Annotated in this window: 24 protein-coding genes and 1 pseudogene; 20 read left to right on the plus strand and 5 right to left on the minus strand. The window is 68.4% G+C overall.

Features of this window, described 5'->3' with window-relative positions; all coding sequences use genetic code 11:
* The first annotated feature begins 3 nt into the window (after nucleotides 1–3).
* The 4 genes from ACZYZ5_RS08160 to ACZYZ5_RS08175 are packed head-to-tail and all read left to right on the plus strand — an operon-like array spanning nucleotide 4 to nucleotide 3,842.
* A complete protein-coding gene (locus ACZYZ5_RS08160) occupies nucleotides 4–1,002 on the plus strand; it encodes an ABC transporter permease (protein WP_463900810.1) in 999 nt (332 codons plus the stop codon).
* A complete protein-coding gene (locus ACZYZ5_RS08165) occupies nucleotides 999–2,096 on the plus strand; it encodes an ABC transporter ATP-binding protein (protein WP_463900811.1) in 1,098 nt (365 codons plus the stop codon). Before ACZYZ5_RS08160 ends, ACZYZ5_RS08165 begins: the two co-directional genes overlap by 4 nt.
* Nucleotides 2,089–3,114 (plus strand): ABC transporter ATP-binding protein, encoded by a 1,026-nt coding sequence (locus tag ACZYZ5_RS08170; protein ID WP_463900813.1) that lies wholly within the window; start codon nucleotides 2,089–2,091, stop codon nucleotides 3,112–3,114. Before ACZYZ5_RS08165 ends, ACZYZ5_RS08170 begins: the two co-directional genes overlap by 8 nt.
* Nucleotides 3,111–3,842 carry a sulfite exporter TauE/SafE family protein gene (locus ACZYZ5_RS08175; protein ID WP_463900815.1) on the plus strand — a complete coding sequence of 244 codons (732 nt, stop codon included), beginning with the start codon at nucleotides 3,111–3,113 and terminating at the stop codon, nucleotides 3,840–3,842. Before ACZYZ5_RS08170 ends, ACZYZ5_RS08175 begins: the two co-directional genes overlap by 4 nt.
* A gap of 27 nt (nucleotides 3,843–3,869) precedes the next feature.
* On the opposite strand, the gene ACZYZ5_RS08180 is transcribed toward ACZYZ5_RS08175, so the two are convergent.
* Entirely contained in the window at nucleotides 3,870–4,901 is a 1,032-nt protein-coding gene (locus ACZYZ5_RS08180) for a 2-hydroxyacid dehydrogenase (RefSeq protein WP_463900817.1), read from the minus strand.
* Nucleotides 4,895–6,196 carry a glucarate dehydratase family protein gene (locus ACZYZ5_RS08185; RefSeq protein ID WP_463900820.1) on the minus strand — a complete coding sequence of 434 codons (1,302 nt, stop codon included), beginning with the start codon at nucleotides 6,194–6,196 and terminating at the stop codon, nucleotides 4,895–4,897. The genes ACZYZ5_RS08180 and ACZYZ5_RS08185 overlap by 7 nt, the downstream gene beginning before the upstream one ends.
* A 123-nt stretch (nucleotides 6,197–6,319) precedes the next feature.
* Between ACZYZ5_RS08185 and ACZYZ5_RS08190 the strand changes: the two genes are divergently transcribed.
* The 6 genes from ACZYZ5_RS08190 (at nucleotide 6,320) to ACZYZ5_RS08215 (ending at nucleotide 13,625) form a co-directional block, all read left to right on the plus strand.
* Entirely contained in the window at nucleotides 6,320–7,252 is a 933-nt protein-coding gene (locus ACZYZ5_RS08190) for a LysR family transcriptional regulator (RefSeq protein WP_463900822.1), read from the plus strand.
* Between the two features lie 267 nt (nucleotides 7,253–7,519).
* The gene (locus ACZYZ5_RS08195; RefSeq protein ID WP_463901094.1) at nucleotides 7,520–8,959 is read left to right on the plus strand and encodes a pyridoxal phosphate-dependent decarboxylase family protein; all 1,440 of its coding nucleotides are present in this window, start codon (nucleotides 7,520–7,522) and stop codon (nucleotides 8,957–8,959) included.
* Nucleotides 8,956–10,323 (plus strand): lysine N(6)-hydroxylase/L-ornithine N(5)-oxygenase family protein, encoded by a 1,368-nt coding sequence (locus tag ACZYZ5_RS08200; RefSeq protein ID WP_463900823.1) that lies wholly within the window; start codon nucleotides 8,956–8,958, stop codon nucleotides 10,321–10,323. The genes ACZYZ5_RS08195 and ACZYZ5_RS08200 overlap by 4 nt, the downstream gene beginning before the upstream one ends.
* Nucleotides 10,320–10,883, plus strand: coding sequence for a GNAT family N-acetyltransferase (locus ACZYZ5_RS08205; RefSeq protein ID WP_463900826.1), 564 nt, complete (start codon nucleotides 10,320–10,322; stop codon nucleotides 10,881–10,883). The genes ACZYZ5_RS08200 and ACZYZ5_RS08205 overlap by 4 nt, the downstream gene beginning before the upstream one ends.
* Nucleotides 10,880–12,784 carry an IucA/IucC family protein gene (locus tag ACZYZ5_RS08210; protein ID WP_463900829.1) on the plus strand — a complete coding sequence of 635 codons (1,905 nt, stop codon included), beginning with the start codon at nucleotides 10,880–10,882 and terminating at the stop codon, nucleotides 12,782–12,784. Before ACZYZ5_RS08205 ends, ACZYZ5_RS08210 begins: the two co-directional genes overlap by 4 nt.
* A 100-nt stretch (nucleotides 12,785–12,884) precedes the next feature.
* Nucleotides 12,885–13,625, plus strand: coding sequence for a Type 1 glutamine amidotransferase-like domain-containing protein (locus tag ACZYZ5_RS08215; protein WP_463901096.1), 741 nt, complete (start codon nucleotides 12,885–12,887; stop codon nucleotides 13,623–13,625).
* Nucleotides 13,626–13,638: 13 nt separating this feature from the next.
* On the opposite strand, the gene ACZYZ5_RS08220 is transcribed toward ACZYZ5_RS08215, so the two are convergent.
* Nucleotides 13,639–14,745 carry a GTP pyrophosphokinase gene (locus ACZYZ5_RS08220; protein ID WP_463900831.1) on the minus strand — a complete coding sequence of 369 codons (1,107 nt, stop codon included), beginning with the start codon at nucleotides 14,743–14,745 and terminating at the stop codon, nucleotides 13,639–13,641.
* Between the two features lie 222 nt (nucleotides 14,746–14,967).
* Here ACZYZ5_RS08220 and ACZYZ5_RS08225 point away from each other — a divergent pair.
* The 10 genes and pseudogenes from ACZYZ5_RS08225 (at nucleotide 14,968) to ACZYZ5_RS08270 (ending at nucleotide 24,749) form a co-directional block, all read left to right on the plus strand.
* Nucleotides 14,968–15,761 (plus strand): annotated as a pseudogene (locus ACZYZ5_RS08225) (alpha/beta hydrolase fold domain-containing protein).
* 43 nt (nucleotides 15,762–15,804) lie between these two features.
* Nucleotides 15,805–17,196, plus strand: coding sequence for a TrkH family potassium uptake protein (locus ACZYZ5_RS08230; RefSeq protein WP_463900833.1), 1,392 nt, complete (start codon nucleotides 15,805–15,807; stop codon nucleotides 17,194–17,196).
* A complete protein-coding gene (locus ACZYZ5_RS08235) occupies nucleotides 17,189–17,884 on the plus strand; it encodes a potassium channel family protein (protein ID WP_463900834.1) in 696 nt (231 codons plus the stop codon). Before ACZYZ5_RS08230 ends, ACZYZ5_RS08235 begins: the two co-directional genes overlap by 8 nt.
* Nucleotides 17,885–17,961: 77 nt before the next feature.
* Nucleotides 17,962–19,308 carry a Na+/H+ antiporter NhaA gene (gene nhaA / locus ACZYZ5_RS08240; RefSeq protein ID WP_463900836.1) on the plus strand — a complete coding sequence of 449 codons (1,347 nt, stop codon included), beginning with the start codon at nucleotides 17,962–17,964 and terminating at the stop codon, nucleotides 19,306–19,308.
* A gap of 126 nt (nucleotides 19,309–19,434) precedes the next feature.
* Entirely contained in the window at nucleotides 19,435–20,808 is a 1,374-nt protein-coding gene (locus ACZYZ5_RS08245; protein WP_463900837.1) for an MBL fold metallo-hydrolase, read from the plus strand.
* A 62-nt stretch (nucleotides 20,809–20,870) separates the two neighbouring features.
* The gene (locus ACZYZ5_RS08250; RefSeq protein WP_463900839.1) at nucleotides 20,871–21,875 is read left to right on the plus strand and encodes a carbohydrate kinase family protein; all 1,005 of its coding nucleotides are present in this window, start codon (nucleotides 20,871–20,873) and stop codon (nucleotides 21,873–21,875) included.
* Nucleotides 21,876–21,884: 9 nt separating this feature from the next.
* Nucleotides 21,885–22,397: a YbhB/YbcL family Raf kinase inhibitor-like protein gene (locus ACZYZ5_RS08255; RefSeq protein ID WP_463900841.1), complete on the plus strand. Its 513-nt coding sequence runs from the start codon at nucleotides 21,885–21,887 to the stop codon at nucleotides 22,395–22,397.
* Nucleotides 22,398–22,646: 249 nt separating this feature from the next.
* Nucleotides 22,647–23,465 (plus strand): HAD family hydrolase, encoded by an 819-nt coding sequence (locus ACZYZ5_RS08260; RefSeq protein WP_463900843.1) that lies wholly within the window; start codon nucleotides 22,647–22,649, stop codon nucleotides 23,463–23,465.
* 124 nt (nucleotides 23,466–23,589) lie between these two features.
* The gene (locus ACZYZ5_RS08265) at nucleotides 23,590–23,838 is read left to right on the plus strand and encodes a hypothetical protein (protein ID WP_463900845.1); all 249 of its coding nucleotides are present in this window, start codon (nucleotides 23,590–23,592) and stop codon (nucleotides 23,836–23,838) included.
* A gap of 167 nt (nucleotides 23,839–24,005) precedes the next feature.
* Nucleotides 24,006–24,749 (plus strand): glycerophosphodiester phosphodiesterase family protein, encoded by a 744-nt coding sequence (locus ACZYZ5_RS08270; protein ID WP_463901098.1) that lies wholly within the window; start codon nucleotides 24,006–24,008, stop codon nucleotides 24,747–24,749.
* A gap of 16 nt (nucleotides 24,750–24,765) precedes the next feature.
* On the opposite strand, the gene ACZYZ5_RS08275 is transcribed toward ACZYZ5_RS08270, so the two are convergent.
* Both ACZYZ5_RS08275 and ACZYZ5_RS08280 read right to left on the minus strand, forming a co-directional pair.
* Entirely contained in the window at nucleotides 24,766–25,746 is a 981-nt protein-coding gene (locus tag ACZYZ5_RS08275; protein WP_463901100.1) for an ADP-dependent NAD(P)H-hydrate dehydratase, read from the minus strand.
* A complete protein-coding gene (locus tag ACZYZ5_RS08280; protein ID WP_463901102.1) occupies nucleotides 25,730–26,479 on the minus strand; it encodes a histidine phosphatase family protein in 750 nt (249 codons plus the stop codon). The genes ACZYZ5_RS08275 and ACZYZ5_RS08280 overlap by 17 nt, the downstream gene beginning before the upstream one ends.
* Nucleotides 26,480–26,519 lie beyond the last annotated feature (40 nt).

Below are 26,519 nucleotides of genomic sequence, written 5' to 3' on the forward strand. Positions count from 1 at the left end.
GCCATGAAGAGTTCACTCACTGACAGTGCCGTGCCGGCGGAGTTGCCGGCGGCCCCCGCGCACCATAACGAGAAGGAGGACGGAAAGCAGGACGGAAAGCTCAGCCTGTTCCGGCTCCTCCTCAAGGACCGCTTTGCCACAGCGTCGGCCCTGATCCTGATCCTCGTCGGCCTGACAGCGCTCATCGGACCGGCGATGATGGGTGAACTGGCCACCAAGCAGAACCTGCTGTTTGCCAATAAGCCCCCCTTCACGCCCGCATACGGCTGGGAGTACTTCCTGGGCAGCGATTCCCTGGGCCGCAGCATGCTGGCCCGGCTGGTTGTGGCCAGCCGGACCACGCTGTCCGTTGCTTTGCCCGCCGTGGCCGTGGCCATGGTCGTCGGGTCGCTGTGGGGCGTGTGGGCGGGCTACCACCGCGGCTGGCGGGAGAGCGTCTCGATGCGCATTGCGGACGTGATCATGAGCTTCCCGTCCCTGCTGCTCGCCGTCGTCGTTCTTTACGTGTTCAGCCCCAGCGCCGCCAACATCGTGCTGATTCTGGCACTCACACGCATCCCCATTTACCTGCGCACGGCCCGTGCCGAATCGGCGGAACTTCAGAGCCGGACGTTCGTGGATGCCGCCCGCACGTTCGGGGCGAAGCCCAACGCGATCATCGTCCGGCACGTCATTCCCGTGGTGCTGCCGACACTGTTGACGCTGGCCACGCTCGAGTTCTGCTACGTGATGCTCGCCGAATCCTCGCTGAGCTTCCTGGGCATCGGCATCCAGCCGCCGGACGTCAGCTGGGGGCTCATGGTGTCACAAGGCCGGCAGTACCTGCAGACCGCCTGGTGGCTGTCCATTTTCCCCGGCGTCGCCATTGTGGTCACCACCATTGCCGCCAACGTCCTCGCCGCCTGGCTCCGGATCGCCACAGATCCGGCCCAGCGATGGCGGCTGGCGCTTCCCCGCAAGAGGCTGATCGCCCGCATCCCAGTCAAGGAGGCACAGCCGTGAAAACAGCTGCCGAACAAGCTCCCGCCAAACACGCCCGCCCCGCCGGACCGGCGGCCGGCAACGCGAACCCGCACGACGTCGTCCTGCAGGTCCGGGACCTCGCCGTGGACATCCGCACGCACCGCGGCACGGTGCGCGCCGTCAACAGCGTGGCCTTCGAGGCCCGGGCCGGAGAGACCCTGGCGTTGCTGGGGGAGTCGGGTTGCGGAAAGTCCATGACCGCCAAGGCTTTGGCGGGGATCATGGACCCCGTCTGCGAGCTGGCCGACGGAACGATCATCCTCAACGGCACGGACCTCGCCGCACTCACGCCCAAGCAGCGGCTCAAGTTTGCCGGTCCCGAGCTCGGCATTGTCTTCCAGGACGCCCTGACCGCGCTGAACCCCGTCTATAAGGTGGGCACCCAGCTCGGTGAGGCTTTCCGCATCCACCGCGGCATGAGCGCCAAGGAAGCCCGGGTTGAAGCGATTGACCTGATGACGCGGGTGGGCATCCCGGAGCCGGAGTCCAGGGTGGACTCATTCCCGCACCAGTTCTCCGGGGGCATGCGGCAACGCATCCTCATTGCCATGGCCGTGGCACTGAATCCGCGCCTGCTGATCGCCGACGAACCCACCACAGCCCTGGACGTCACCGTTCAGGCGCAGATCATGCAGCTTCTGCGGAAGCTGCGTGAAGAGGGCCAAATGGCCGTCATCCTCATCACCCACGACCTTGCGGTGGTGGCTGAGGAAGCAGACACCGTGGCCGTGATGTACGCCGGCAATGTGGTGGAAAGCGGACCTGTCTCCGAAGTCTTCGCCGACCCGCGCCATCCCTACACCAAGGGATTGCTGGAATCCGTCCCGGTCCACCTGGAACGCGGCGCCCAGCTCAAGTCCATTGCGGGGAGCCCCCCTGAACTTCACGACATTCCTTCCGGCTGCGTCTACCAGTCCCGCTGCCCGCTGGTGCAGGACATCTGCCGGGCCGAGCGGCCGGCGCTCCGGCCGGTGTCCGGTCCCGGCACCCCGGTGAACGATTCGTCCGGCAACGAAACCCGGCCGGCCCGTACCGCCGCGTGCCACTTCAGCGAGGAGATCAACAATGCCTGAACCGCTCCTGACAATCGACGGGTTGACGAAAACATTCCACGTGGCCAAAAGCGCCAGCGGCAACACCCGGCTCAAGGCCTTGGACGGCATCAGCCTGACCCTGGGCCGAGGGGAAACCCTCGGGCTCGTGGGTGAATCCGGCTGCGGGAAGTCCACCCTGGCCCGGACGCTGATGATGCTGGAGACACCCGATGCCGGCACCGTCACCTTTGAGGGAACCAACCCGTTTGGGCTCCGCGGCAAGGAACTGCTGAGCTGGCGCCGGCGGGTCCAGATGGTCTTCCAGGATCCCTTTGCGTCACTGAACGTGCGGATGAACGCGGGCGACATCATCGCTGAGCCCTGGGCCACTCACCGCAGCCTCTACCGGACGTCCCGGGAACGCGAAGCCAGGGTCCGGGAACTGCTGCACATGGTGGGGCTGCGGCCGTCGGACGCCCGCAAATCGCCGCAGGAGTTCTCCGGTGGCCAGCGCCAGCGCATCGGCATTGCGCGTGCGCTGGCCTTGAACCCGGATGTGATCATCCTTGATGAGCCGGTCTCGGCCCTGGACCTCTCGGTCCAGGCGCAGGTCCTGAACCTCCTCAACGAGCTCCAGCAGAACCTCGGCGTCTCCTATGTCTTTATCTCGCACGACCTGACAGTTGTCCGGCACGTGGCGGACCGCGTGGCAGTCATGTACCTCGGCCGGATTATCGAGACAGGCGCCACGGAGGAAGTCTTTGACCACCCGCGGCACCCCTACACGGCGGCCCTGATGTCCGCGTCCCCGCGGCTGGACGTCAGCGGAACCAGGCGGGACCGGATAGTCCTTCAAGGCGAGCTGCCTTCCCCCCTTGATCCGCCGTCGGGCTGCCGCTTCCGGACCCGGTGCTGGAAGGCCCAGGATATTTGCGCGGAAGTCCCGCCCGAGCCGCAGTTCCTGGCTGCACCGGACGGCACTCAGCACCTCGCCGAGTGCCACTTTCCGCTTGATTCCATCAAGGGCCTCACTGGCGCCATTGCCTCCGCCCAGTGAGCGCGGCCGAGTACGCCATTATCGCCGGCGTGATCTTCCTGGCGGCGTGCCTGCAGGCATCCAGTGGGTTCGGTATGGGCATGTTGGCAGCGCCCGTGATCGCCATGGTCGATCCGGCGCTGCTCCCGGCGACATTGATCCTCCTCGCCCTGCTCGTGACCGTCCTGGTGACAGTGCGGGAACGGCAGAGCCTGGATTTGCGGGGCACGGGCTGGGCCCTGGTGGGCCGGGTGCCCGGAAGCCTGTTGGGCGCATGGCTGGTGGCGGCTCTGAGCAAGGAGGGCATGGCCTGGGTGGTTGTGGCGGTAGTGCTGACCGGCCTGGTGCTGGCGGTGAGGGGCTGGGCACCCCGCCCCGTGAAGGTCAACCTGATCGCCGCGGGTGCGGCCTCCGGCATTATGGGCACGGCCACGTCCATCGGCGGACCACCCATGGCACTGATCTGGCAGGGGCACAAGGGCCCCCGGCTGCGCGGCACCATGAGCGCCTTCTTTATGGTGGGGTCATCGATTTCGATGGTGATGCTGTGGATCACCGGAGCCGTCACGGCAGGCATGCTGACCCTGGCGCTGTGGATGGTCCCAGCGGCAGTAGGCGGCTATGCCGCGTCCCTCTTTGTTAACCGCTTCCTCAACCCCGCGCGCCTCAAGGCCCTGGCGCTGGGGGCATCGGCGCTGGGAAGCGTGCTGCTGGTCGTGCAGTTGGTCCTGCCGTCTCTGTGGCCGTGACCCTGTGGCCGTGACCCGGTAAGGGCGTCAGGCGGCGGGAACCGGCCGCGGCACCAGATTCATGAGTTCCGCCCCGCGGGCAAGCAGCTCGATGTTGGCGGCAATGTCCCGGGCGCGCCGTTCAAAAGTGATGCGCGCATGACCGGAATGGTGCGGCGTCAGCACCGTGTTCCCCAGTGACGCGAAGGGAAATTCCGCAGGGGGGACGACGCCCTCCGCAGGAGACCCCCACCAGACGTCCAGACCGGCGCCGCCAATGCGCCCTTCTGCCAAGGCTGAGTACAGCGCGGCCTGGTCGACAACGGGCCCGCGGGCCACATTAATCAGGAATGCAGACGGTTTCATGGCGGCCAGTTCAGCGGTCCCGATCATCCCCCTAGTGCCGGAATCCAGCGGTACGGTGACAACCACGACGTCGGACGAAGCCAGCAGCGTGTGTAACTCGCCGTTTCCGCCCACCCGGTCCAGGTGGACTCCCTCCGGAAGCGGGGCCGAAGGGTTGCGACGGACAGCGCGGACCTTCATGCCCATCGCGCCGGCCACCCGCGCCACTTCGGCGCCGATGGAACCCAGGCCCACCAGCCCCAGGGTCAGGTCGGCGAGAACCGGATGGAACGGCACATCACCGTCCGTGGCGATGGTCCGCCACTGCCCTTGACGGAGCGCCCGGTCCGCTGCCGCCACGTTGCGGGACAGCATCAGGGTAAGCATCAGGACGTGCTCGGCGATGGGCCGCGCATGGTGGAAGGTATTCGCCACCAGGGCCGACGGCGCCAGGTGCGGGAAGGAAATTCGGTCGTAGCCGGCGCCGGTAACGTGCACCAGCCGCGCCCGGGAAGCCGCCTCCGCCTCGGCGGGACTGAGGGAGGAACAAACCACGACGTCGGCGCCCGCCAGGGCGTTGAGCCGGAGTTCCGGACTCCACGCCGCAGCCATGTCCCAGCGGTGGGTGCCGCCGCCGGTCCTTAACTTCTCCTCGAACCGGCTGATGATGGGATCCGTGACGACGATCCGCAGGGACTCCGCGCGGTCCCCGGGAACCGGCCCGGCCGTTACCACCGGGGGCTCTGAAGCTCGTAGCCAGGGTGGAGCCGCTGCATATAACCCGTGTCGTCGCGGCTCGTGAGTCCCGAGTCAACATACTGGCGGTGCAGGCGTCCAAGCGCGTCACGGTCCACCTCAATGCCCAGCCCGGGGCCCGTCGGCACTTTGACGGCACCGTCCGAGAACGTGAACACGCCATCGGCAATGACGTCCTCGGCCGGGTCCTTCCACGGCCAGTGCGTGTCGCAGGCGTAGTCCAGGTTGGGGGTGGCCGCCGCCAGGTGGACCATCGCGGCGAGGCTGATGCCCAGGTGGGAGTTGGAGTGCATGGACAGCCCCAGACCAAAGGTTTCCGTAATGCCGGCCAGGAACTGGGTCCGGCGGAGTCCGCCCCAGAAGTGGTGGTCCGAGAGGATGACGTCTACCGCACCTGCGGCCACGGCAGGGGCCACGTCGGCGAAGCTGACCACGCACATGTTGGTGGCCAGCGGCATGCCCACCTCACGTCTGACGGCCGCCATGCCCTCGACGCCGGGCGTGGGGTCCTCGAGGTACTCCAGAACGCCGTGCAGCTCCTTCCCCACGCGGATGGAGGTCTCCACCGTCCAAGCGCCGTTGGGGTCGATGCGGAGCGGCAGGTGGGGGAACTCCGCCCGGAGGGCCAAGACGGCTGCGATCTCCTCTTCCGGCGGGAAAACACCGGCCTTCAGCTTGAGCGCGGTGAAACCGTACCGGTCCACCATTGTTCGGGCCTGCCTCACAATCCCTGCCGGATTGAGGGCTTCGCCCCAGCTGTCGGGCTCCTGACCGGGGTGGCCCGCCCACTTATAGAAGAGGTAGCCGCTGAACTGCACGGACTCCCGGACGGCGCCGCCAAGGAGGTCGCTGACCGGCCGGCCCACGAGCTTGCCCTGGATGTCCAGGGCGGCGACGTCGAACGCTGACAGCACGCGGTCCGAAGTGCTCGAACCGGTCACCATGCCGCTCATGCCGTGGCCGCCCTGGATCGTGTCCTGCCGCAGAGCCTGGGTGATGCGGCTCCGCAGCTGGTTGATGTTGAAAACGTCGGTCCCCGGCAGGGCCGCCGCGGCGAGCTGGAGGCGGGCGAGGTGGCCGGCATCGCCGTACGTCTCGCCGAAACCCGATATGCCGGCATCGGTGTGGACTTCCACGATGGCACGGAGCGCGAAGGGTTCGTGGACGCCCACGGTGTTGAGGAGCGGCGGGTCCTTGAAGGCCACCGGCGTGATGGTGACGTCCGTGATCCTGGCCTGGTTGACGTGCTGGGCGGGATCGTGTGCCTGGTTCACTGCGCTGTGCTCCTTGCTCGGCTGAGCGGGGTTGACTAACCCGCCCTGTTGACCGACCATAAGGGAACTCATCGATCCACGTCCAAGCCAATTTATGCACCCGCCAATTCAGTAAGGGTATGAATGTTTTCGCTACCCCAGTTAGAAGCGTTCGTGGCCGTAGCTGAAGAGCTGCACTTCGGCGCCGCGGCCGAGCGGCTCAACATGACCCAGCCGCCGCTGAGCCGGCAGATCCAGATGCTCGAAAAAAAGCTCGGCACACCGCTTTTCGCCCGTACCAGCCGGAAGGTGGAGCTGACCGCCGCAGGTGCCACGCTGCTGCCGAGGGCCCGCCAGATCCTGGACATGTGCATCAAAACGGACCTGGATGTCCGGCGGGTCTCATCGGGTCTGGCAGGCGTCATTACGGTGGGTTACACGGCCATCGCCGGTCAAAGCGCGCTGCCCCTGATGCTCCGCCGTGCGGCGGAAGCGATGCCAGGGGTGTCCTTTGTCCTCCGGGAGCTCGTTTCAACCGACCAGATGGACGGCCTCGTAAAAGGAAGCGTGGACATCGGCCTGCTGCGCCCCATCGTTGCCAGGCCCGGGGTGGTGTCCCGGCCGCTGATGAAGGACCGTTTGGTGGTGGCGCTGCCCGAGGGCAGCTCGCTGCTGGGCAACATGGCGGCGCCGCACGGGGAGCCGTTGCCCCTTGGATCCCTGGACCGGCGGCCCCTGCTGATGTACTCCACCAAGGAGGCCCGCTACTTCCACGACCTGGTGCTCCGGCTGTTCGCCAGCGCCGGGGCCCACGCAAACATCACGCAATACGCCAGTCAGGTCCCGGCGCTCCTGGCCTTCGTCCAGGCCGGCCTGGGTGTGACCCTGGTTCCCGCCTCGGCCATGGGGTTCGCTCCGCCGGGCGTGGAATTCCACGAGATCGACGGCCGCCACGGCATTCAGGAACTCAACCGCGTGGACCTGGAGCTGGCCTGGAACGAGGAAACGGCGAACCCCGCGGTGCTCAGGCTCCTTGACCTGGTCCCTTCCGCGATGGAAGAGCTCAGCCCGGCCTGAGCAGGCCTGAGGCTGCGGGCCGGGGGACTCGCACCGAGGACTTCTTCCAGAATTAAGACACACAAGTTTGACGTTAAGGCTGACCTAAGTAAGGGTTGGCTAAGTCCAAGCACTCTAACGTCAAGCAAAGGATTCTCTGTGGCGCCCGTAACCCCCGTGGATGTTCACCCCGTGCCGCCCGGCCCCGAGGCCGGTCCGGGTTCCCCCGGCCTGCTGCTGCACGATGCCACCGCGCACCTCTTCAACGCCCGGAATGCGACCGGCTACATGTCACAGGTGCTCAGGGGCGTAGTGGCGGTCGCCGATAAGGTTTCCTCGTGCACGAAGCCCTTCACCGGCGCCACCCCGGGCGAACTCAAGGCCAGGGTCGACGGCGTGGACCTTGGGACCCCGCTGCGGGACACCGCCGCCGCCCTCGAGGAGTTGGAGGGGGTTTACCTCCGCGACGCTGTCTATTTCCACGACGCCAAGTACGCGGCGCATTTGAACTGCCCCGTGGTGATCCCGGCCCTCGTTGCCGAGGCCATCCTCTCCGCCGTGAACTCCTCCCTGGACACCTGGGACCAGAGTGCGGGCGCCACGATGATCGAACGGAAGCTCATCTCCTGGGCGGCCGGGCAGCTCCAGCTGGGCGACTCCGCCGACGGTGTCTTCACCTCGGGCGGGAGCCAGTCCAACTTCCAGGCCCTGCTGCTAGCCCGGAACCAGGCGGTGGAGTGGCTGAAGCTGGACCCGGAACACGACAGGCTCCGGCTGCCGTCCCTCCTGGAGAAGCTGCGGATCTTCACCTCCGCGGACAGCCACTTCAGCATCCGCAAGTCCGCGTCCATGCTGGGACTGGGCTACGACGCCGTCGTGTCCGTTCCCTGCGGAGCTGACCACCGGATGGATCCGGCGGCGCTGGCCGGCGCGATGACCCGCTCCCGGGCCGAAGGCCTGGTGCCCATGGCGGTGGTCGCGACTGCCGGAACCACTGATTTCGGGGCCATTGACCCCCTGGACGAGCTGGCCGCAGCTGCCGGCGAGCACGGGGCCTGGTTCCACGTTGACGCGGCGTACGGCGGCGGGCTGATGGTGTCCGGACGGCACCGGTCCCTGCTCGACGGTATCCACCGGGCAGACTCGGTCACCGTGGACTTCCACAAGACCTTCTTCCAGCCGGTCAGCTCCAGCGCGCTGCTGGTCCGCGACGCGGCCACGCTCCGGCACGTGACCTATCACGCCGACTACCTGAACCCGGCCTCCGCCGTCGACCGGCCCAACCAGGTGGACAAGAGCATTCAGACCACCCGTCGGTTTGACGCCCTGAAGCTGTGGCTGACGCTGCGAATCATGGGCGCGGACGCGCTCGGGGCGCTCTTCGACGCGGCCATCGATCTGGCGGCGAGGGTGGGCGAGGACCTGGCCTCGGATCCCGACTTCGAGCTGGCCGCCGCGCCGCAGCTGAGCACACTGGTGTTCCGGTACCGTCCGCTCCAGGCCGACGGCAACCGGCTGTCCGAGGACGCAGCCGACACGCTCAATCAGAACATCCGCTCCGCCGTCTTCGCGTCCGGCGAGGCGGTGGTGGCCGGGACCACGGTGGCGGGCCGGCACTACCTGAAGTTCACCCTGCTGAATGCCGAGGCCAGCGTGGGGGACATCCGCAGCATCATCGACCTGCTCCGGAGCACCGGGGCGTCCCAGCTCGCGGGGGTCTCCGCATGAGCGCCGGCACCACAAGCCCGTCACCGCGGATCCACGACTTCGCCGCCATCGGCGTCGGCCCGTTCAACCTCGGACTGGCGGCCCTGAGCGAACCCGTCGACGGGCTGGACGGCGTCTTCCTCGAACGCCGGGAATCCTTCGACTGGCACCCCGGCATGATGCTGGAACCGGCCCACCTCCAGGTCCCCTTTATGGCCGACCTCGTGACCCTGGCCGATCCGACGTCGCCGTACTCCTTCCTGAACTTCCTGAAGCAGACCGGACGGCTATACCGCTTCTACATCCGGGAAAACTTCTACCCCCTGCGCGCCGAGTACAACCAGTACTGCCAGTGGGTGGCGGGCCAGCTCGAATCCGTCCGGTTCGGCACGGACGTGCGCGGGATAACGTACGACGGCGGGGTGTACCGGCTTGCGGTGGACGGCCCCGCCGGCCCCGGGGTGCTGCACGCACGGCGGCTGGTGCTCGGCACCGGCACGGCGCCTCATGTTCCCGCCGCCTGTGACGGCATCCTGGGCGCCGGCGGGCTGGTCCTCCACAACGCCGATTACCTGTCCAGGAAAAGCGAGCTCCAGCAGCAGCGCAGCATCACCATTGTGGGCAGCGGCCAAAGCGCCGCGGAAATCTACTACGAGCTGCTGCAGGAGATCGACGTCCACGGCTACCAGCTGAACTGGGTCACCCGCTCCGGCCGGTTCTTCCCGCTCGAATACACCAAGCTGACGCTGGAAATGACGTCCCCGGAGTACGTGGACTACTTCCACGGCCTCCCGCAGGACCAGCGCGACGGCCTCATCAAGAGCCAGAAGAACCTGTACAAGGGCATCAACTCCGAGCTGATCGACGCGATCTACGACCTCCTGTACACCAAGAGCCTCTCCGGGATCGTGGACACCCGGCTCCTGCCGCACTCGGCGCTCACCGGTGCGGTGTGGGACCCGGCGTCCGGGTCGCACACCCTGCAGCTCCGGCACGAGGAGCAGGGGGCCGACTACTCGCTGGACACGGAAGCCGTGGTGCTTGCCACCGGCTACGGGTACGTCGAGCCGGGATTCCTCGCCGGAGTGCAGGACCGCATCGCCCGGGACAGCCGCGGCAGGTTCGCTGTGGAGCGCAACTACAGCACCGGCGTCGAACCCGGCGAGATCTTCGTCCAGAACGCCGAACTTCACACCCACGGTTTCGTCACGCCGGACCTGGGCATGGCCGCGTACCGCAACTCCTGCATCCTGCGCGAGATCACCGGCCGCGAGGTCTATCCCGTGGAACGCAGCATCGCGTTCCAGCAGTTCGGGACGCAGGAACGCGCCGGTGTCCCGGACGTCCGCCGGGCTGCTGCCCCGGAGCCGGCGGTCCGCGCATGAGTTTCACCTTCCGCTGCCTTGATCCGGAAGCCGACGCACCGCTCCTGCACGGCTGGGTCACCCAGCCCTACGCCTCGTTCTGGGGGATGCAGAACGCCAGCGTGGAGGACGTTGTGGAGGAGTACTCGAAAATCCAGTCCAGCGGGCATCACCACGCGCTGCTGGGGCTCGACGACGGCGTCCCCGCCTTCCTGATGGAGGAGTACCTTCCGTCGTTGTCGCCGCTCGCCGTTTTGTACTCGGTCCAACCCGGGGACCTCGGGATGCACCTCCTGGTGGCGCCGCCGGCCGGCCCGCCAAGGCCCGGCTTTACCGCCGCCGTCATGGAAGCCGTTCTGGAACGGCTCTTCGCCGCCGTGGACGTGGAGCGCGTTGTGGTGGAACCCGACGCCCGCAACACGAAAATCCAGGTCCTCAACGCACGGCTCGGCTTTGAGCCGGCCGGGCTCGTGCAGCTGCCGGACAAGCAGGCGCTGCTCAGTTTCTGTACCCGGGAAGCCTTCCACGCCGCCCGCCTTGACCTTCATTCGTCCCCGACCCGCCAGGGAGCACCGCTATGACCATCGCTGACCTCGAATCCGTCCTGACCGCCGGCACCGCCACCGCCCACCTGACCCCGGACCGCTGGGCCGCCGCCAACCGGCACGTCATCCGCAAGGCGCTCGCCGAGTTCTCGCACGAACGGATCCTCACGCCGGAACTGCTTACCCCGGAAGTCCCCGGGGCTGAACCCGCCCACTACCGCGTCACCAGCGACGACGGTTCCGCGGAGTACCGGTTCGCGGCCCGGCGGCTGGAGCTGGACCACTGGTCCATCGCGGACATGTCCATCCGCCGCGTCCCAGCGCGGGCATATCCCGACATGCCCACGCCAGGGGCTGCAGAAGGGGCATGTCCCGCGGGGCAGGGGACGGTGCTTGATGCCCTGCGCTTCATCACCGAGTTCCGGGACACCCTGGGAATCCGCGAGGAGATGCTCCCGGTCTACCTCGAGGAGATCAGCAGCACACTCTCCAGCCACGCGTACAAGCAGTGGCGGGGCCAGCCCTCGGCCGCGGAACTGGCAGCGGGCGTGACCGGCGGGGCCGACGCCGCCATCGATTTCCAGACCATAGAACGGAGCATGACCGAGGGCCATCCCAGTTTCGTGGCCAACAACGGCCGGCTGGGCTTCGGGATCGCGGACTACCGCGCGTTCGCCCCGGAGGCGGGCGCCCCGGTGCAGCTGGAGTGGATCGCGGTGCACCGGACCAAGGCTGTCTTCACCTCCGCCGAGGGCCTGAGTTACCGGAACCACCTCGACGCCGAACTGGGGACCTCCGCCGTCGGGTACTTTAACGCCGAGCTCGGCGCCCTGGGCCTGGACCCGGCGGACTACTTCCTGATGCCGGTCCACCCGTGGCAATGGGACAACAAGCTCTCCGTGACGTTCGCCGCGGAACTGGCGCACCAGCACGTCGTGCATCTCGGGATCGGGGCGGACAGCTACCAGGCCCAGCAGTCCATCCGGACGTTCTTCAACACGGTCTCGCCGGAGAAGTGCTACGTCAAGACGGCCATGTCCGTCCTGAACATGGGCTTCATGCGCGGATTGTCGCCGCAGTACATGAAAGCCACCCCCGCCACTAACGACTGGCTCCAGGAACTGATCGCCAGGGACGCCACCCTGCAGGGCCGCGGACTGAAACTCATCCGCGAGGTCGCCGCCATTGGCTACCACAACGGCTACTACGAGGCCGCAGCGCCGAAGGAGTCGCCGTACCGGAAGATGCTGTCAGCGCTGTGGCGGGAAAGCCCGCTGCCGCTGCTGGCTGACGGGCAGCAGCTGGCCACCATGGCGTCCCTGCTGCACGTCGACGCCGCGGGAAAACCGATGGTGTCCGCGCTGATCGAGCGTTCCGGACTGGAGCCTGCGGAGTGGCTGCGCCGGTACTTCGAGGCCTACCTTGTCCCTCTGGTCCACTGTCTCTATGCCTACGAGCTGGCCTTTATGCCGCACGGCGAGAACGTCATTCTGATCCTGGAGAATGGCGTCCCGGTCAGTGCCGTGATGAAGGACATTGCCGAGGAGATCATCGTCATGGGTGACCGCCTGGAGCTGCCCGAGGAGGTGGCCAGGATCAAGGCCGAGATCCCCGACGAGGAGAAAGTCCTGGCCATCTTCACCGACGTCTTCGACTGCATCTTTCGGTTCCTCAGTGCGCTGCTGGAGGAAGACGGCCAGATCAGCGGCGAGGAATTCTGGCGGACCGCCGCGGACGTCCTCCGGACCTACCAGGGCGAGCACCCCGGGCTCGCGGACCAGTTTGCCCGGCATGACCTGTTTGCCGAGGACTTCCCGCGGTCCTGTCTGAACCGGCTGCAGCTGCGCAACAACCAGCAGATGCTGGACTTGACCGACCCGTCCGGCGGGCTGCAGATGGCCGGCCGGCTGCAGAACCCCCTGGCACGGTTCGCCTGACCCGGAGGCGCCCGGGCGGCGCGGGAGCCGGAACGCCGCGGCGATGCTTCGGTACGCTCAACTCCAAGACCGCATGTCCCCGACCCAGGAGAACCTCGCCATGGCTGCCGAAAGTCCGACCATCCTTGCGACCTCCGGGGGCTACAAGCCGGGGGCGCGGACACGCCTGGAGTTCAACAAGCTGGTCCATCACGCCGTGGACTTGTCCGGGGTCACCGGGCGGGCGCCCCGGGTCGCCCAGGTCGGCACCGCCAGCGGCGACCAGCGGTGGTTCAACAACGAGGTCAGCGAAGCGGGGAACGCTGCCGGCTTCCAGCTCACGCATCTGAACCTGTTCACCATGCCCAACGTGGCCAACGTGGAGGAATACCTGCTCGGCCAGGACGTCGTCTGGGTGAACGGCGGCTCCGTGGTCAACCTCCTCGCTGTCTGGCGCGCCCATGGGCTGGACTCGATCTTCCGGCGCGTCTGGGAAGCCGGGGTGGTGCTCGCCGGCGTCTCGGCCGGGTCGATCTGCTGGTTCAACGGCGGGACGACGGATTCGTTCGGTCCCGCATTGCGCGCCGTGGGCAACGGACTGGGACTGCTGCCCTACGACAACGGGGTCCACTACGACTCCGAAGCCGCGCGCCGCCCGCTCGTGCACCGCCTGGTGGCGGACGGAACCCTGGGGGAGACCCACTGCACCGACGACGGCGTGGGCCTGCTCTACCGCGGGACCGAACTGGTCGAGGCGGTCACCGAAACGCCCGGCAAAGCCGCCTACCGGGTGCGGCTGGACCACTCCGGGAACTCAACCGCTGACGTGCTCGAAGAACGCCTGGACCCAACCGAACTGTAGGGCCGGCGTTCCCCTACCCCTGCGTCAGCCGGTAGCGCTCGATCTGCTTGAGCCGGCGCAGGAGGCTGTCGCGCCGCGGGTGCGGGACGGCGTCGGCCGGTTCGGCGGTGAGATCGATGTGCTTGGTGCCGTACTGCCAGAGCAGCAGGTCATCGAGGAGCCGGTCCGGGCCCGGGGAGTAGCGGTGGTCCAGGGCCCTGCGGACCTCGGTGATCCGGTTGGCGCTGAGCAGCCCGGCCAGCTGCATCGTCTGGTTGAGGCCATGGGCGGCCATCAGCTCGGCGGCCCAGCCCCAGTCGTCGTCGACCTTCCGGTCCACGTGCGGCAGCAGCGTGCGCCAGACATCGCGGATCCGGTTCGGGGTGAGCTGCGCGGCGCCTTCGCCGTCCATATCCCAGTAGCTGCGGACCTCCTCGTAGCGTTCGTGCAGGTCAGCGAACGCCCCCTCCACCGTTTCCAGCATGGCCGCCGTGGCGGTGAACTGGCGGTCGAAGTGCGGGGTCCAGGCGCGCGGATCCTCGGCCTTGAAGCGGATGTCGTGCTCGATCTCGCTCCAGGCGTGCGCGAACACGGTGCGGATCTGGCATTCGAAGAAATAGCTGCCGTTCGGCTGGATCTCCGGGTTGAACGCCTGCTGGTACTCCTTGACGGCCTCGTTCTGGATGGTCCGCAGGATCAGGTGGCGGCTGGAATAGCCGTAGGTCCCCGACTCGATGGAGCCGATGTCCTTCTCGCGGTCACCGCGGCAGTCAAAGAGCTGGCGCTGGCGCTTGATCAGATTGGCGACCACCGCATTTTCCGCCGGCAGCTTCGTGATCACCCGGATGCCCACCATGTCATTCAGGGTCCGGAACGGATCAGGGAACTTCAGTACCGGCGGGCCGCCCGGTTCCAGCGGCTCCTCAATGCGGGAGATCTTCTCGCGGAAGGACTCGACCGTCTTGGTGCGACCGGTAACGAACAGCGGCGTCACCTCGGTGCCCTTAAGCATGCTCCGCAGCGTCAGCAGGACCTCGCGGGTGACCAGCTTCAGGGCAGGGCGCACCCGCTCGTAGAGTTCCACGTTCTCCTGCACGGACTCGCGCAGTTTCGGGTCCAGTCGATCCCAGTTGCTCGCCATGCCTCCAGCTTACGGCCGGGGTACGACGCCGGAGGGGGTGACACCCCCGCGCGGACCGGGCCGGCAACCCGGGCCGGTGCCGCCTTACGCCGTGCCGCGCAGCGGTCAAGGTAGGCTCCTCACATGGCTGATGTGCGGCGTCGGGCTTTGATCGCGGCCGCAGCGACGGTGACTCTGGGGGCAGTCACCGCCGCCTGTTCACCGGGCCCCAAGGAGGACACTGTGAAGCGGCATAGGTACAGCTACGGCGACGACCCCAGCCAGTGGGGGAGCTCTTCCTGCCGGAGACCGCCGCCACCAAGGGCGTGGTGGTGGTCATCCACGGCGGCTACTGGCGCTCGCAGTACGGCGCGGAACTCGGCGAACCCCTGGCCAAGGACCTCGCGGCGCACGGCATGGCCGCCTGGAACCTGGAGTACCGCCGGGCCGGCAACGGCGGCGGCTGGCCCCATACCTTCTCCGACGTGCTCGCCGGAATCGACAAGCTCGGCGACATCGCCGCTGAACATGGTCTCGGGCTGGACCGGGTCGTGGCGCTGGGTCACTCCGCGGGCGGGCACCTAGCGGTCTGGGCTGCGGGACGGGACCGCCTCGCCCAGCTCGGTGCCCCGGACGCGGACCGCCAGCTGCTGCGCAGGGACGACGACAGCGCGGTGCACCTGACCGGCGTCGTCAGCCAGTCAGGGGTGCTCAACCTCGCGGAAGCCGAACGCCTGAACCTCAGCAACGGCGCGGTCAGCAACCTGCTGGGCGGCTCCTCCGAGAAATACCCGAAACGGCATAGGTACGCGGATCCGATGAGCGCAGTGCCGCTGAACGTACCCGTCTATGCCGTCCACGGCACGGACGACGACGATGTCCCCGCCAGCCTGTCCGACTCCTACGCGGCGGCGGCCAAGTCCGCCGGCGCCCCGGTCCAGCTCTTGAAAGTCCCGGGCGACCATTTCGCCCTGATCGATCCGAAGGCCGCCGCCTACCGGAAATGCCGCGAACTCGTGCAGCTTCTGCTCGGCTGACTCCCGTCTGTCGCGGCCGCCGCCCGGTGGTAGCGTGGCGCCTATGCAAGTCGAAGTTCCCGCGGTTCCGCGCGCCCTGGCTGCGGGCCTCACCCGGTTCGTCCGCGTGTTCGCGCCGCGCCACCCGGCCCAGGTGATCGTGATGGGCTTCGCCGCTGCCGTCGCCGTCGGGACCGGGCTGCTCTTGCTGCCGGTGGCCAAGGCCGGCGGGGGCGGGGCCAGCCTGCTGGAGGCGCTGTTTACCGCCACCTCCGCCGTCTGCGTCACCGGCCTGATCACCGTGGACACCCCCGTCTTCTGGAGCGGCTTCGGCCAGGTGGTCATCCTGGTCCTCATCCAGATCGGCGGCTTCGGCGTGATGTCCTTCGGCACGCTGCTCGGGGTCCTGACCGCCCGCCGGCTGGGACTGAAAACCCGGATATCCGCCGCCGCCGAGACGAAGAGCACCGGGTTCGGTGACGTCCGCCGCGTGCTGGTCGGCGTGCTGCTCATCAGCGTGATCGTGGAAGCTGTGCTGGCGCTGATCCTGACGGTCCGCTTTATGGCCGGGTACGGCTACTCGCTGGGCGAGGCGGCCTGGCATGGCGTGTTCCACTCAATCTCGTCCTTTAACAACGCCGGCTTCGCCCTGTACTCGGACAACCTGATGGGGTTCGTCGGCGACCCCTGGATCTGCCTGCCGATCGCCGCCGCCGTGATCATCGGCGGACTCGGATTCCCGGTCCTCTTCGAACTGGGCCGGCAGTACCGGCGTCCGATCCACTGGAGCATGAACACCAAACTCGTCCTTGTCGGCTCGGGCATTCTCCTGGCCGGCGGGACCGTCTTCCTCACCGCCGTCGAGTGGGCCAACCCGGCAACCCTGGGCGGCCTCCATCCGGCCGAGCGCCTGCTGGCCGGCTTTTTCCAGTCCGTCATTACCCGCACCGCAGGCTTCAACAGCATCGACATCGCCCAGATGAATCCCGTGTCCTGGCTGGGCATGGACATCATGATGTTCATCGGCGGCGGCCCGGCCGGTACGGCCGGCGGCCTGAAAATCACCACGTTCGCCGTGCTGTTCTTCATTCTCAGCACCGAGCTGCAGGGCGGAACGGCCGTAAACATCTTCGGCAAGCGCCTGTCCCGCGCCGTGCACCGCCAGGCCATTACCGTGGTGCTGCTGGCGATCGCCCTCGTCGCCGGCTCCACGATGTTCCTGATGCTGATCACCGACTTCGGGCAGGAACGGATCCTGTTCGAGGTCATCTCGGCCTTCGCCACGGTCGGGCTGTCCGCCGGTATCACCGCCGGCATGCCGCCCGCCGGTCAGCTCGTGCTGATCCTGCTCATGTTCGTCGGGAGGCTGGGTCCGGTCACGCTGGGCGCAGCGCTGGCGCTGCGCGAACGACCCCTGCTCTACGAGTACCCCAAGGAAAGGCCCCTCATTGGCTAGGAATATCTTCTCGTCCCACTCCGCTGCCGCCAGTGACAAGGCGTCCTCCGTGGTGGTCATCGGCCTGGGCCGCTTCGGCGGCTCGCTGGCCCTGGAACTGGAGGCGCAGGGTACCGAGGTGCTCGGCATCGACGCTAACGACGAAATCGTCCAGTCCTACAACGGGCGCCTCACCCACGTGGTCAGGGCCGACTCCACCAAAGAAGAGGCGTTGCGCCAGCTCTCGGTCCACGAATTTGACCGGGCAGTGGTCGGCATCGGCTCGGACATCGAAGCCAGCATCCTGACCACCTCCCGGATCCTAAAATTCCAGCGCCCCCAGATCTGGGCGAAGGCCATCAGCGAACCGCACGCCGAGATCCTGGGCCAGCTCGGCGTCGAGCACGTCATCCGGCCGGAACACGACATGGGCAAGCGCGTCGCGCACCTGGTCCTGGGCTCGATTCTTGACTATGTGGAATTCGAGGACGACTTCGTCATGATCCGCACCGGCCCGCCCTCCGCCGTCCGCGACCGGCCCCTGGGCGTGCTCGGGCTCCGGGACAAGTTCGGCGTCACCATCGTGGCCGTCAAACGTCCCGGCGGCACCTGGGGCCACACGACCGCGCAAACGGTGCTCTACGACGACGACCAGATCATTGTCCAGGGCAGCAAGGCCAAGGCCGAACGGTTCAGTACCATGCAGTGACCCTCTAGACTGGGTTGCAGGTGCGCCGGGAAGTCTGGTCGGCATAGTTCTGTCGACCCAACTTTTAGGACTCCCACATGAGCCCCACGCCCCCTCCCACCCGGCCGCGGTTGACCATCTTCGGCCGTGGCAGCTACGCCGAATCCCTCCGGATTGGCGAGATCCTCCGCAAGGAAACCGTCGGCGGCGCCCTCCTGGTGGCCGCAGCCGTGATCGCCCTGATCTGGGCCAACTCGCCGGTTTCCGAGAGTTACTTCGCGCTGCGGGACTTCAAGTTCGGCTACGAACCGTGGCACCTGGAACTGAGCCTGGGTGCCTGGGCGGCAGACGGGCTGTTGGCGATCTTCTTCTTCCTGGTCGGTCTCGAACTCAAACGCGAGTTCATCGCCGGGGACCTGCGTCAGCTGGACAAATCGATCGTTCCGGTCGCCGCAGCCGTTGGTGGCGTCGCCATCCCGGCCGTGATCTACGCGGCCGTCAACCTCGCCAGCCCGGAAACCCTGCGCGGCTGGGCCATTCCCACGGCCACCGACATCGCCTTCGCCGTCGCCGTGCTGGCCATCATCGGCTCGCACCTGCCCAGCGCCCTGCGGATTTTCCTGCTGACCCTGGCCGTTGTGGATGACCTGATCGCCATCACCATCATCGCCGTCTTCTACAGCAGTGACCTCCAGCCGGTGCCACTGCTGCTGGCACTGATTCCCCTGGGCCTTTACACCTACCTGGCGCACAGGTACCGGCGCTTCTTCAAGATCCAGGCCTCGGCCGCGTGGCTGATCCTGCTGCCGCTGGGTGTCCTCACGTGGGCCCTTGTCCATGCCTCGGGGATCCACGCCACCGTGGCCGGCGTGCTGCTCGGCTTCGCCATCCCGGTCAAGCGCTCCCAGGCCAGTGGCGGACCGACAGCCGGTCCCGGCCTCGCGGAGGTCTTCGAACACCGGTTCCGCCCGATCTCGGCCGGCGTCGCCGTCCCGATCTTCGCGTTCTTCTCCGCGGGTGTGGCCGTGGGCGGCTGGGAGGGACTCGGATCGGCGCTGACCGACCCGGTGGCTGTCGGCATCATCATGGCGCTGGTCCTCGGCAAACCGATCGGCATCATGGGCACCACCTGGCTGCTCACGAAGGTGACGAAGGCCCGGCTGGACACCAGTTTCAAGTGGATCGACGTCTTCGGCGTTTCCCTGCTGGCCGGCATTGGATTCACCGTCTCGCTCCTGGTCGCCGAGCTGAGCTTCGGCCACGGCAGCCTCCACGATGACCACGCCAAGGTGGGCATTCTCGCGGCGTCCGTGTTGGCAGCCCTGCTGGCAACGGTGGTGCTGCGGACCCGGAACCGGCAGTACCGCCAGGCCGAAGAGGCGGAGAAGGTCGATGCGGACAGGGACGGGATTCCCGATGTCTACCAGCAGGACGATCCTGCCTAGTAGAGCCGCTTCGACCCGCCGCGGATCCGGGCTTGCGGTCATACCCCAGGGGGTTTGATGATGGAGTGTGCGCAGCCGGCGGCCTCGCGGCCGGTCGTGTCGTTCCAGACCAGCCAGGAGTGAATCATGGACGTCATTGTCATTGAGACCACCCAACTCGGGGACCGGAGCTACCTCGTCCATGACGGCTCGGTGGCCCTGGTCATAGACCCGCAGCGGGACACGGACCGCGTCGATGCGGCCGCCCGCGACGCCGGCGTCACCATCACCCACGTTGCCGAGACGCACATCCACAACGATTACCTCACCGGCGGCCTGGAACTGGCACGCGCGCACGGCGCGAGCTACCTGGTGAACGCCGCTGACGCGGTGGACTTCGAGCGGCAGCCGATCACGGACGGGCAGACCGTGCGGGTCGGTACGCTGACGGTCAAGGCCGTCGCCACCCCGGGCCACACCCACACCCACCTGTCCTTCATCGTGCACGACGGCGGGCAGCAGGCCGTTTTCTCCGGCGGAAGCCTGCTCTACGGCTCGGTCGGCCGCACGGACCTTGTCGGCGCGCAAGACACCCTTGGCCTGACGCATGACCAGTACAGCTCGGTGCACCGGCTGGTTGACGAGGCCGCGCCCGAAGCCGCCCTGTTCCCGACCCACGGGTTCGGTTCCTTTTGCTCCTCCGGCCCGGCCAGCGGCGCCGGATCCTCCACCATCGGCGAACAGCTCACCAGCAACCACGCCCTGACGGACCCGGACGAGGACCACTTCGTCCAGGAACTCATCGCGAACCTCACCGCCTATCCCTCCTACTATGCCCACATGGGGGTCACCAACACCGCCGGCCCCGGCCCGGCGGACCTGACCGTGCCGGAGTCCCTCGATGCCGTCGAGCTGATGCGCCGGCTGGAGGACGGCGAGTGGGTCGTGGACCTGCGCCGCCGCGTGGCCTTCGCCAGCAACCACCTGCGGGGCAGCGTGAGCTTCGAATACGGCACCAGCTTCAGCACGTACCTGGGCTGGATCCTGCCCTGGGGCGCGCAGCTGACCCTCGTGGGATCCCGCGACAACGTGGAGAAGGCGATCCGCGACCTTTCACGGATCGGCATCGACTCCCCGGATGCCGCCCTCGGAACGGACCCGCACACCCTGGCGCCCCGCGCCGCCCTCGCCTCGTACCCTCGCGTGGGCTGGGACGGTGTGCTCGCCGGGAAGGGGCACGGGGACACCGTCGTCGACGTGCGGCGGGCCGACGAATACGCTGTCTCGCGGGTGGCCGGAGCGGTGAACGTCCCGCTGCATGAACTGCTGCGGCGGCTGGATTCCGTGCCCGCCGGGAAGCTGTGGGTACACTGCACATCCGGCTACCGGGCGGGCATCGCGGCGAGCCTGCTGCAGCGCGCCGGCAGGGAGGTGGTCCACATCGACGCGAAGTTCGCCGACGCCGGGAACGTCGGAATTCCGGTGGACACCGCACGGGACCCCTCGGCGTCCCCGGTCTGAACGAAACACCGGCGCACCGAAACACTGGGGCGCCGGCCCGCGTTCTCTGGCAGAGTATGAGCATGCTCACAGTTATTGGCGAGGGCCTGGTTGATGTCGTCCAGCGTTCCTCCGGTATCCAGGCCCATGTCGGCGGCAGTCCCCTGAACGTCGCCGTGGGGCTGGCCCGGCTGGACCATCCGGTGCAGTTCATCGGCCGCTACGGACGCGACGCCTACGGCGAATCGGTGGCCGCCCACCTGAAATCCAGCTCGGTGCTGCTTCCGCTGGCCCCGGACGAGCTCCCCACATCCGTGGCCACCGCCCTGATCGACGACGACGGCGCCGCCAGCTACACCTTCGAGCTCGCCTGGGAACTGCCCGGGCTCGCGGACCGGTTGCCGTTCATGCTGCAGGCAACGACGCTCCTGCACACCGGCTCGATCGCCACCATGCTGGCTCCCGGCGCCGCCGAGGTGCTTGCCGCCGTCGTGCATGCCCATCCCTCGGCGACCATCAGCTTCGACCCCAACTGCCGGCCCAGCATCATCACCGATGTGGACTACGCGCGGCGGCAGGCGGAGAAATTCGTCACCCTGTCGGACGTGGTCAAGGCCTCCGACGAGGATCTCGAATGGCTCTACCCCGGCGAGGATCCGCTGGATTCGGCCCGGCGCTGGCTGAAACTCGGCGACTCGGAGGGCCCGGCGATGGTGGTGGTCACCCGCGGCGCCGACGGGCCCTGGGGCGTGAATGCCGCCGGCGCGGTGCACTTCCCGGCGCCGTCCGTGAAGGTCGCGGACACCGTCGGCGCCGGGGACTCCTTCATGGCCGCGCTGCTCTCCGGGGTGGTGGACCTGGGCCTGGCGGGGGCGCAGAACCGCAAAGACCTGCGGGAGCTCTCGTCCGAAAGCCTCCGTGACCTCCTCGCCCACGCCGCGTGGGCCGCCGCCGTCACCGTGTCCCGGGCCGGCGCCAACCCGCCCACCCGGGCGGAACTGACCGGAATGGAACTGCGCGACCAGGCTCCCCGCCCCACGGCAACCGCGCGCATCGACCCTGAGAGTGCAGAAATCCCCAGCAACTGAAAGGTAGCCATGGCACACCACGATGCCCCGTCCTTCCGCGTCAGCAGTGAGTCATTCCAGGACGGCCAAACCCTGCCGCCGGCCCAGCGCGGAGCCTCAACCGGGGCCGGGGCCATGGACGAGTCCCCGCAGCTGACCTGGAGCGGTGCGCCGGCCGGGACCCGGGGTTACGCCGTCACCGTGTTCGACCCCGACGCCCCCGGCCACGGCGGCTTCTGGCACTGGGCGGTGCTCGACCTCCCCGCGGACGTCACGTCCCTGCCGGCCGGGGCAGGATCGCGTCAGGGCGGACACCTGCCGCCCGGCGCCTTCCAGCTCAAGAACGACGGGGGCGGCGCCGGTTACATGGGGGCTGCCCCGCCCAGGGGCCACGGCCCGCACCGGTACGTCGTCACGGTCCACGCCCTCGGCGTCGCGCACTCCGGGCTCGACGCCGGCGCCCGCCCCGCGAAGCTGGAAGCGAAGCTCGCCCCGCACACCCTGGCCCGGGCAAGCCTGACCGGCATCTACGAACGCCACTAGGCCCGCCCCGCAGCCGCCCGCCCGCCCGCCGCTCGCGAGTCGCAGGTGCCCGCCCGGCCGCCGAATTCGCCGGAGACCTGCCCGCTCGCCGTAACCATCCGGCGACCCGGCACCGGTCCCGCGATTTCGACGTCGGCGCGGCACGTTTCCCACGCATTCGACGCCGGCGCGCGGGTCGGTGCGGGCCGCTGCCACCGACGCCGGCCGCACGGGAAAACCCTCCCGGCACCGCCAACGTAGACTGGCTGTATGCGGCTGGTAGCGAGTGACATTGACGGAACGATCCTCGGCCACGACGGCAAAATCAGTGACCGGACCGTCCGCGCATTCCACGCGTGCCGGGAAGCCGGCATCGAGCTGGTCTTCGTCACGGGCCGCCCGCCACGCTGGCTGCATCCCCTGCAGGACCGGCTGGGCCACGCCGGAACCGTCATTTGCTCCAACGGCGCCGTTGTCTGGGACCTTGAGGCGGACCGCCTTGTTTCCGCCCGGGGCCTGCAGCTCGACGCTGTGTTCGAAGCGCGCCGCATCATCCAGCGGCTGCGCCCCTCCGCACTCTTTGCCGCCGAGACCCTGACCGGATTCCACCTGGAACCGGGGTTCATTGAGAACGGCTCCAGCGAACTGCTGGCCGAGGTCACCCCGGCTCCGCTGCACACCACGCTCAGCGCCTCGGACGCCGTCGTGAAGTTCCTCGCCATTGTCCGGGAGGGCACGGCCGACGAGTTCCTCGCCGAGGTCATGCCCGCCGTCGCGCACCTGGCCGCCGCGACGCATTCGGCGCCGAACATCGCGCTCCTGGAACTGTCCCTGCCCGGGGTCAACAAGGCCGTCACGCTTGCCGAATACGCGGCCGCCCTGGGCATCGACTCGGCCGACGTCGTGGCGTTCGGGGACATGCCCAACGACATCGAGATGCTGCGCTGGGCCGGCGACGGCTACGCGATGGCCAGCGGCCACCCGGAAGCCATCCTCGCCGCCGGGCAGCAGGCACCGCACTTCGACGACGACGGCGTCGCCCAGATCCTCGAGGCCAAGCTCGCAGCCCTGGGCGTCCGACTTCCCTGATCCGGAGTTCGGGATCCGGCGCTGCTGACCGGCACCGTACTCCCAGCTGGCGGTCAACTGGCGTTCACCTTGGCGTCCTACGCTGGAATCTCACGACGGATCAGCTGACTGACGGTGGGAAATCATGGCCAGGTACCGCACAAAGAACATGGACGACACGCCCCTGCGCCCGGCGGCGCCGGACGCGCACTGGAAGAGCCTGCAGCAGGGCGACCGTGTCAGCGTCCGGCTGGCGCCCGGCTACGAAACGGGAGGCCGGGTGGACGCCGTCACGGCGGACCGCACCGCCGTCTGGGTGGACCTCGACGGCGGCCGGGGCCGCACGCTCCTGCACTGCAGCGACGGTGTGGAGATCCTCCCGCCCGCCAACTGATCCACCCCCGCCAACTGACCCCGCCCCTCGCGCAGCACTGCGCACAGCTCCGCCGCGCAGTGCTGCGCCTCTCCGGGCCCTGCTCCGCGGCGCTCCGATAGGCTTCAGGAGTGAGCACCCCGCACCCGTTCTTTGCCTCCGGTGACAGTCCGGAGCGTCCCGTCGCCATGGCGCACCGGGGCTTCTCCCGGGACGGCCTGGAGAACTCCATGGCGGCGTTCCGCGCGGCCGTCGAACTGGGCTTCCGGCACCTGGAGACGGACGTGCACACCACGGCCGACGGCGTCCTGCTGCTCTTTCACGACGAAACCCTGGACCGGATCACGGACGGTCACGGCCGGATCTCGGAACTCCCGGCCGAAGCCGTGGCGCGGGCGAGGATCGGCGGCGCGGAGCCCATCCCGCTTTTTGAGGAACTCGCCACGGCCTTCCCGGACGTCCGGTTCAACCTCGACGTCAAGGACTGGAATTCGGTGGACACCCTGGCCGCGGCGATCGAACAGTTCGGCCTGCATGACCGCGTCCTGATCGCCAGCTTCTCGGACCGCCGGCGCCGGGCCGTGCTGAAGCAGCTGAGCCGGCCCGCCGCGAGCTCGGCCGGCATCGTCTCCAGCGCCCTCTTCGTCCTGCTCGGACCGGTTCTGCCCGCACCCCTGCTGCGCCGCACGGCCGGACGTGCCCTCCGCGGCGTCAACGCCCTGCAGGTTCCGGTCCGCTACGGTGCCGTGACCGTGGTGACCCCCGGCTTTGTCCGGCGCGCCCACCGGCACGGGCTGCAGGTGCATGTCTGGACCGTCAACGATCCCGCGGAGATGCAGCGGCTACTGGACCTCGGCGTGGACGGGATCGTCACTGACCGCGCGGACCTGCTCAAGGCAGTCCTGCAGGAACGCGGCGGCTGGGGCGGCTGAACCGGGACAGGCCTGGTCAGGAACCGAGCTCCATCATCAGCGGCGGCAGTTCCCCCGTGAGTTCGCGGGCGAGGTAGCCGAGACCGCCCAGCCGGCTCGCGAGCCGGTCGCCGGCCGCCGCATGCAGATGCGTGCCCCAGCAGGCGGCCTGCGCGTCCGTGGTTCCCCGCGCCCGCAGCCCGGCAATGGTCCCCGACAGCACGTCGCCGGATCCCGACGTGCCCAGGCCGCTGTGTCCGGTGGTGATCTCCCACAGCGAGGCGTCGCCCCCGCTGCCCTCAGCCCCACCCCCGCCGCCCTCAGCGTCGCCAGTCCCGCCGCCAGCCCCCACCGGCCGCGCGATCACACCCTGGCAGCTCACCACGGCGCCGTACCTCTCCGCGAGCTCGGGCACGTCCCGGGCCAGCTCACCGGCGTCGTGCCCCAGCAGGATGCCCGCCTCGGTGACATTCGGGGTCAGGATCAGCCGGCCCGCCCAGGGGCCCAGCTCCCCGACCAGCTCGGGCAGGCTGCCCAGGGCGAAGGCGTCGAGGATGATGGCCGGCGGATGCTTCCCCGCCGGCACCTTGAGCAGTCCACGGAGCAACGCGGTCGCCTCGTCCTTGTCATCCAGGCCCGGGCCGACCAGGACCGCATCCGCAGCTTCGACCGGTGCTGCGAGGACGGCGGCGGCCGAGGAGCCCTTGACCGTGCCAGACGCGGTTTCGGGCAACCTGAGCACGCCCGCTTCGGGCAGCGCGACCGCCAGGTGCACGGCCACGGACTCCGCCACGGCCAGGGTGAGCCGTCCGGCGCCGGAGCGCAGTGCGGCCACCCCGGCGAGCAGCGCGGCGCCCGGCGTCATCCGCGCCCCGCCGATCACCAGCACCGATCCGCGGTCGTCCTTGCCGGAGCCCCCGCCGGGCAGCGGCCAGTCCCGCAACAAGGTGGGAGTGACGGGCTCAGGACGGACCGGCGCCCGCCCAGTCCCGGGGGCGGCCTTACCGCGGGTGGACATTGGCATCTCCGGCATGTTCGGTCACGGGGACTCCTTCGCTCGTCAGGTGGTCTGCCATGTTGAAGCTCTCCAGCTGCCACGGGCCGGTGCCGCCCGGCCGGACGAAACGGCTCACGGAGGCATTGAGGATGGCGGTCGTGGCGGCGATGTCAAGCAGTTCGCGCTCCGTCAGCCCTTCCAGGATGTAGCGGATCAGCAGGATGACAGCGTCGTGGCAGACCAGCAGCACCCGCTGGCAGGGGTACAGGCGGTCCAGGTCGGCCAGCAGGGAGCGCAACCGGAGGACGACGTCGGCCCACGACTCGCCGCCTGGCGGGCGGTAGTAGAACTTGCCCAGCCACCGCCGCCGCTCGGCTTCCTGGGGGAGCCTGGCCTCCACCCCGGCCGAGGTGAGCATGTCCAGGATTCCGAGCTCCCGGTCACGCAGCCGCTCGTCGAGCAGCACCTGCGTCCTCCAGCCCCCGGTATGGACGGCCAGGTCCGCCGTCTGGCGCGCCCGGAGATACGGGGAGGACCACACGGCCGCACGCCCGTCCTCCGGGAATCCGGCGAGCAGGCCGCCCAGCGCCAGCGCCTGCTCGCGCCCGGTTGCGGACAGCTCGACGTCGGCATCGCGCGCCGGAACCTTGATGACGTGCGCCCCGGACTCGTGCGCCAGCGTCGCGGCGACGTTCCCCTGGCTTTCGCCGTGCCGGACGAGCAGAAGCTCGGCTATCCCCGGCAGGCCGGTCATGCGCTCGCGGGCCTTTCCGTTGCCATTCACTGCTACCTCC

It is taken from the genome of Pseudarthrobacter ribosi (assembly GCF_055412865.1).

Excerpts from the sequence above, each read along its gene's own strand:
- ACZYZ5_RS08170 (WP_463900813.1), top strand. The coding sequence starts at position 2,089 with ATGCCTGAACCGCTCCTGACAATCGACGGGTTGACGAAAACATTCCAC.
- ACZYZ5_RS08245 (WP_463900837.1), top strand. The coding sequence starts at position 19,435 with ATGGACGTCATTGTCATTGAGACCACCCAACTCGGGGACCGGAGCTAC.
- nhaA (WP_463900836.1), top strand. The coding sequence starts at position 17,962 with ATGAGCCCCACGCCCCCTCCCACCCGGCCGCGGTTGACCATCTTCGGC.
- ACZYZ5_RS08200 (WP_463900823.1), top strand. The coding sequence starts at position 8,956 with ATGAGCGCCGGCACCACAAGCCCGTCACCGCGGATCCACGACTTCGCC.
- ACZYZ5_RS08210 (WP_463900829.1), top strand. The coding sequence starts at position 10,880 with ATGACCATCGCTGACCTCGAATCCGTCCTGACCGCCGGCACCGCCACC.
- ACZYZ5_RS08265 (WP_463900845.1), top strand. The coding sequence starts at position 23,590 with ATGGCCAGGTACCGCACAAAGAACATGGACGACACGCCCCTGCGCCCG.
- ACZYZ5_RS08220 (WP_463900831.1), bottom strand. The coding sequence starts at position 14,745 with ATGGCGAGCAACTGGGATCGACTGGACCCGAAACTGCGCGAGTCCGTG.
- ACZYZ5_RS08190 (WP_463900822.1), top strand. The coding sequence starts at position 6,320 with ATGTTTTCGCTACCCCAGTTAGAAGCGTTCGTGGCCGTAGCTGAAGAG.
- ACZYZ5_RS08160 (WP_463900810.1), top strand. The coding sequence starts at position 4 with ATGAAGAGTTCACTCACTGACAGTGCCGTGCCGGCGGAGTTGCCGGCG.
- ACZYZ5_RS08230 (WP_463900833.1), top strand. The coding sequence starts at position 15,805 with ATGCAAGTCGAAGTTCCCGCGGTTCCGCGCGCCCTGGCTGCGGGCCTC.
- ACZYZ5_RS08255 (WP_463900841.1), top strand. The coding sequence starts at position 21,885 with ATGGCACACCACGATGCCCCGTCCTTCCGCGTCAGCAGTGAGTCATTC.
- ACZYZ5_RS08260 (WP_463900843.1), top strand. The coding sequence starts at position 22,647 with ATGCGGCTGGTAGCGAGTGACATTGACGGAACGATCCTCGGCCACGAC.
- ACZYZ5_RS08215 (WP_463901096.1), top strand. The coding sequence starts at position 12,885 with ATGGCTGCCGAAAGTCCGACCATCCTTGCGACCTCCGGGGGCTACAAG.
- ACZYZ5_RS08195 (WP_463901094.1), top strand. The coding sequence starts at position 7,520 with ATGTCACAGGTGCTCAGGGGCGTAGTGGCGGTCGCCGATAAGGTTTCC.
- ACZYZ5_RS08270 (WP_463901098.1), top strand. The coding sequence starts at position 24,006 with ATGGCGCACCGGGGCTTCTCCCGGGACGGCCTGGAGAACTCCATGGCG.
- ACZYZ5_RS08250 (WP_463900839.1), top strand. The coding sequence starts at position 20,871 with ATGCTCACAGTTATTGGCGAGGGCCTGGTTGATGTCGTCCAGCGTTCC.
- ACZYZ5_RS08280 (WP_463901102.1), bottom strand. The coding sequence starts at position 26,479 with ATGACCGGCCTGCCGGGGATAGCCGAGCTTCTGCTCGTCCGGCACGGC.
- ACZYZ5_RS08275 (WP_463901100.1), bottom strand. The coding sequence starts at position 25,746 with ATGTCCACCCGCGGTAAGGCCGCCCCCGGGACTGGGCGGGCGCCGGTC.
- ACZYZ5_RS08205 (WP_463900826.1), top strand. The coding sequence starts at position 10,320 with ATGAGTTTCACCTTCCGCTGCCTTGATCCGGAAGCCGACGCACCGCTC.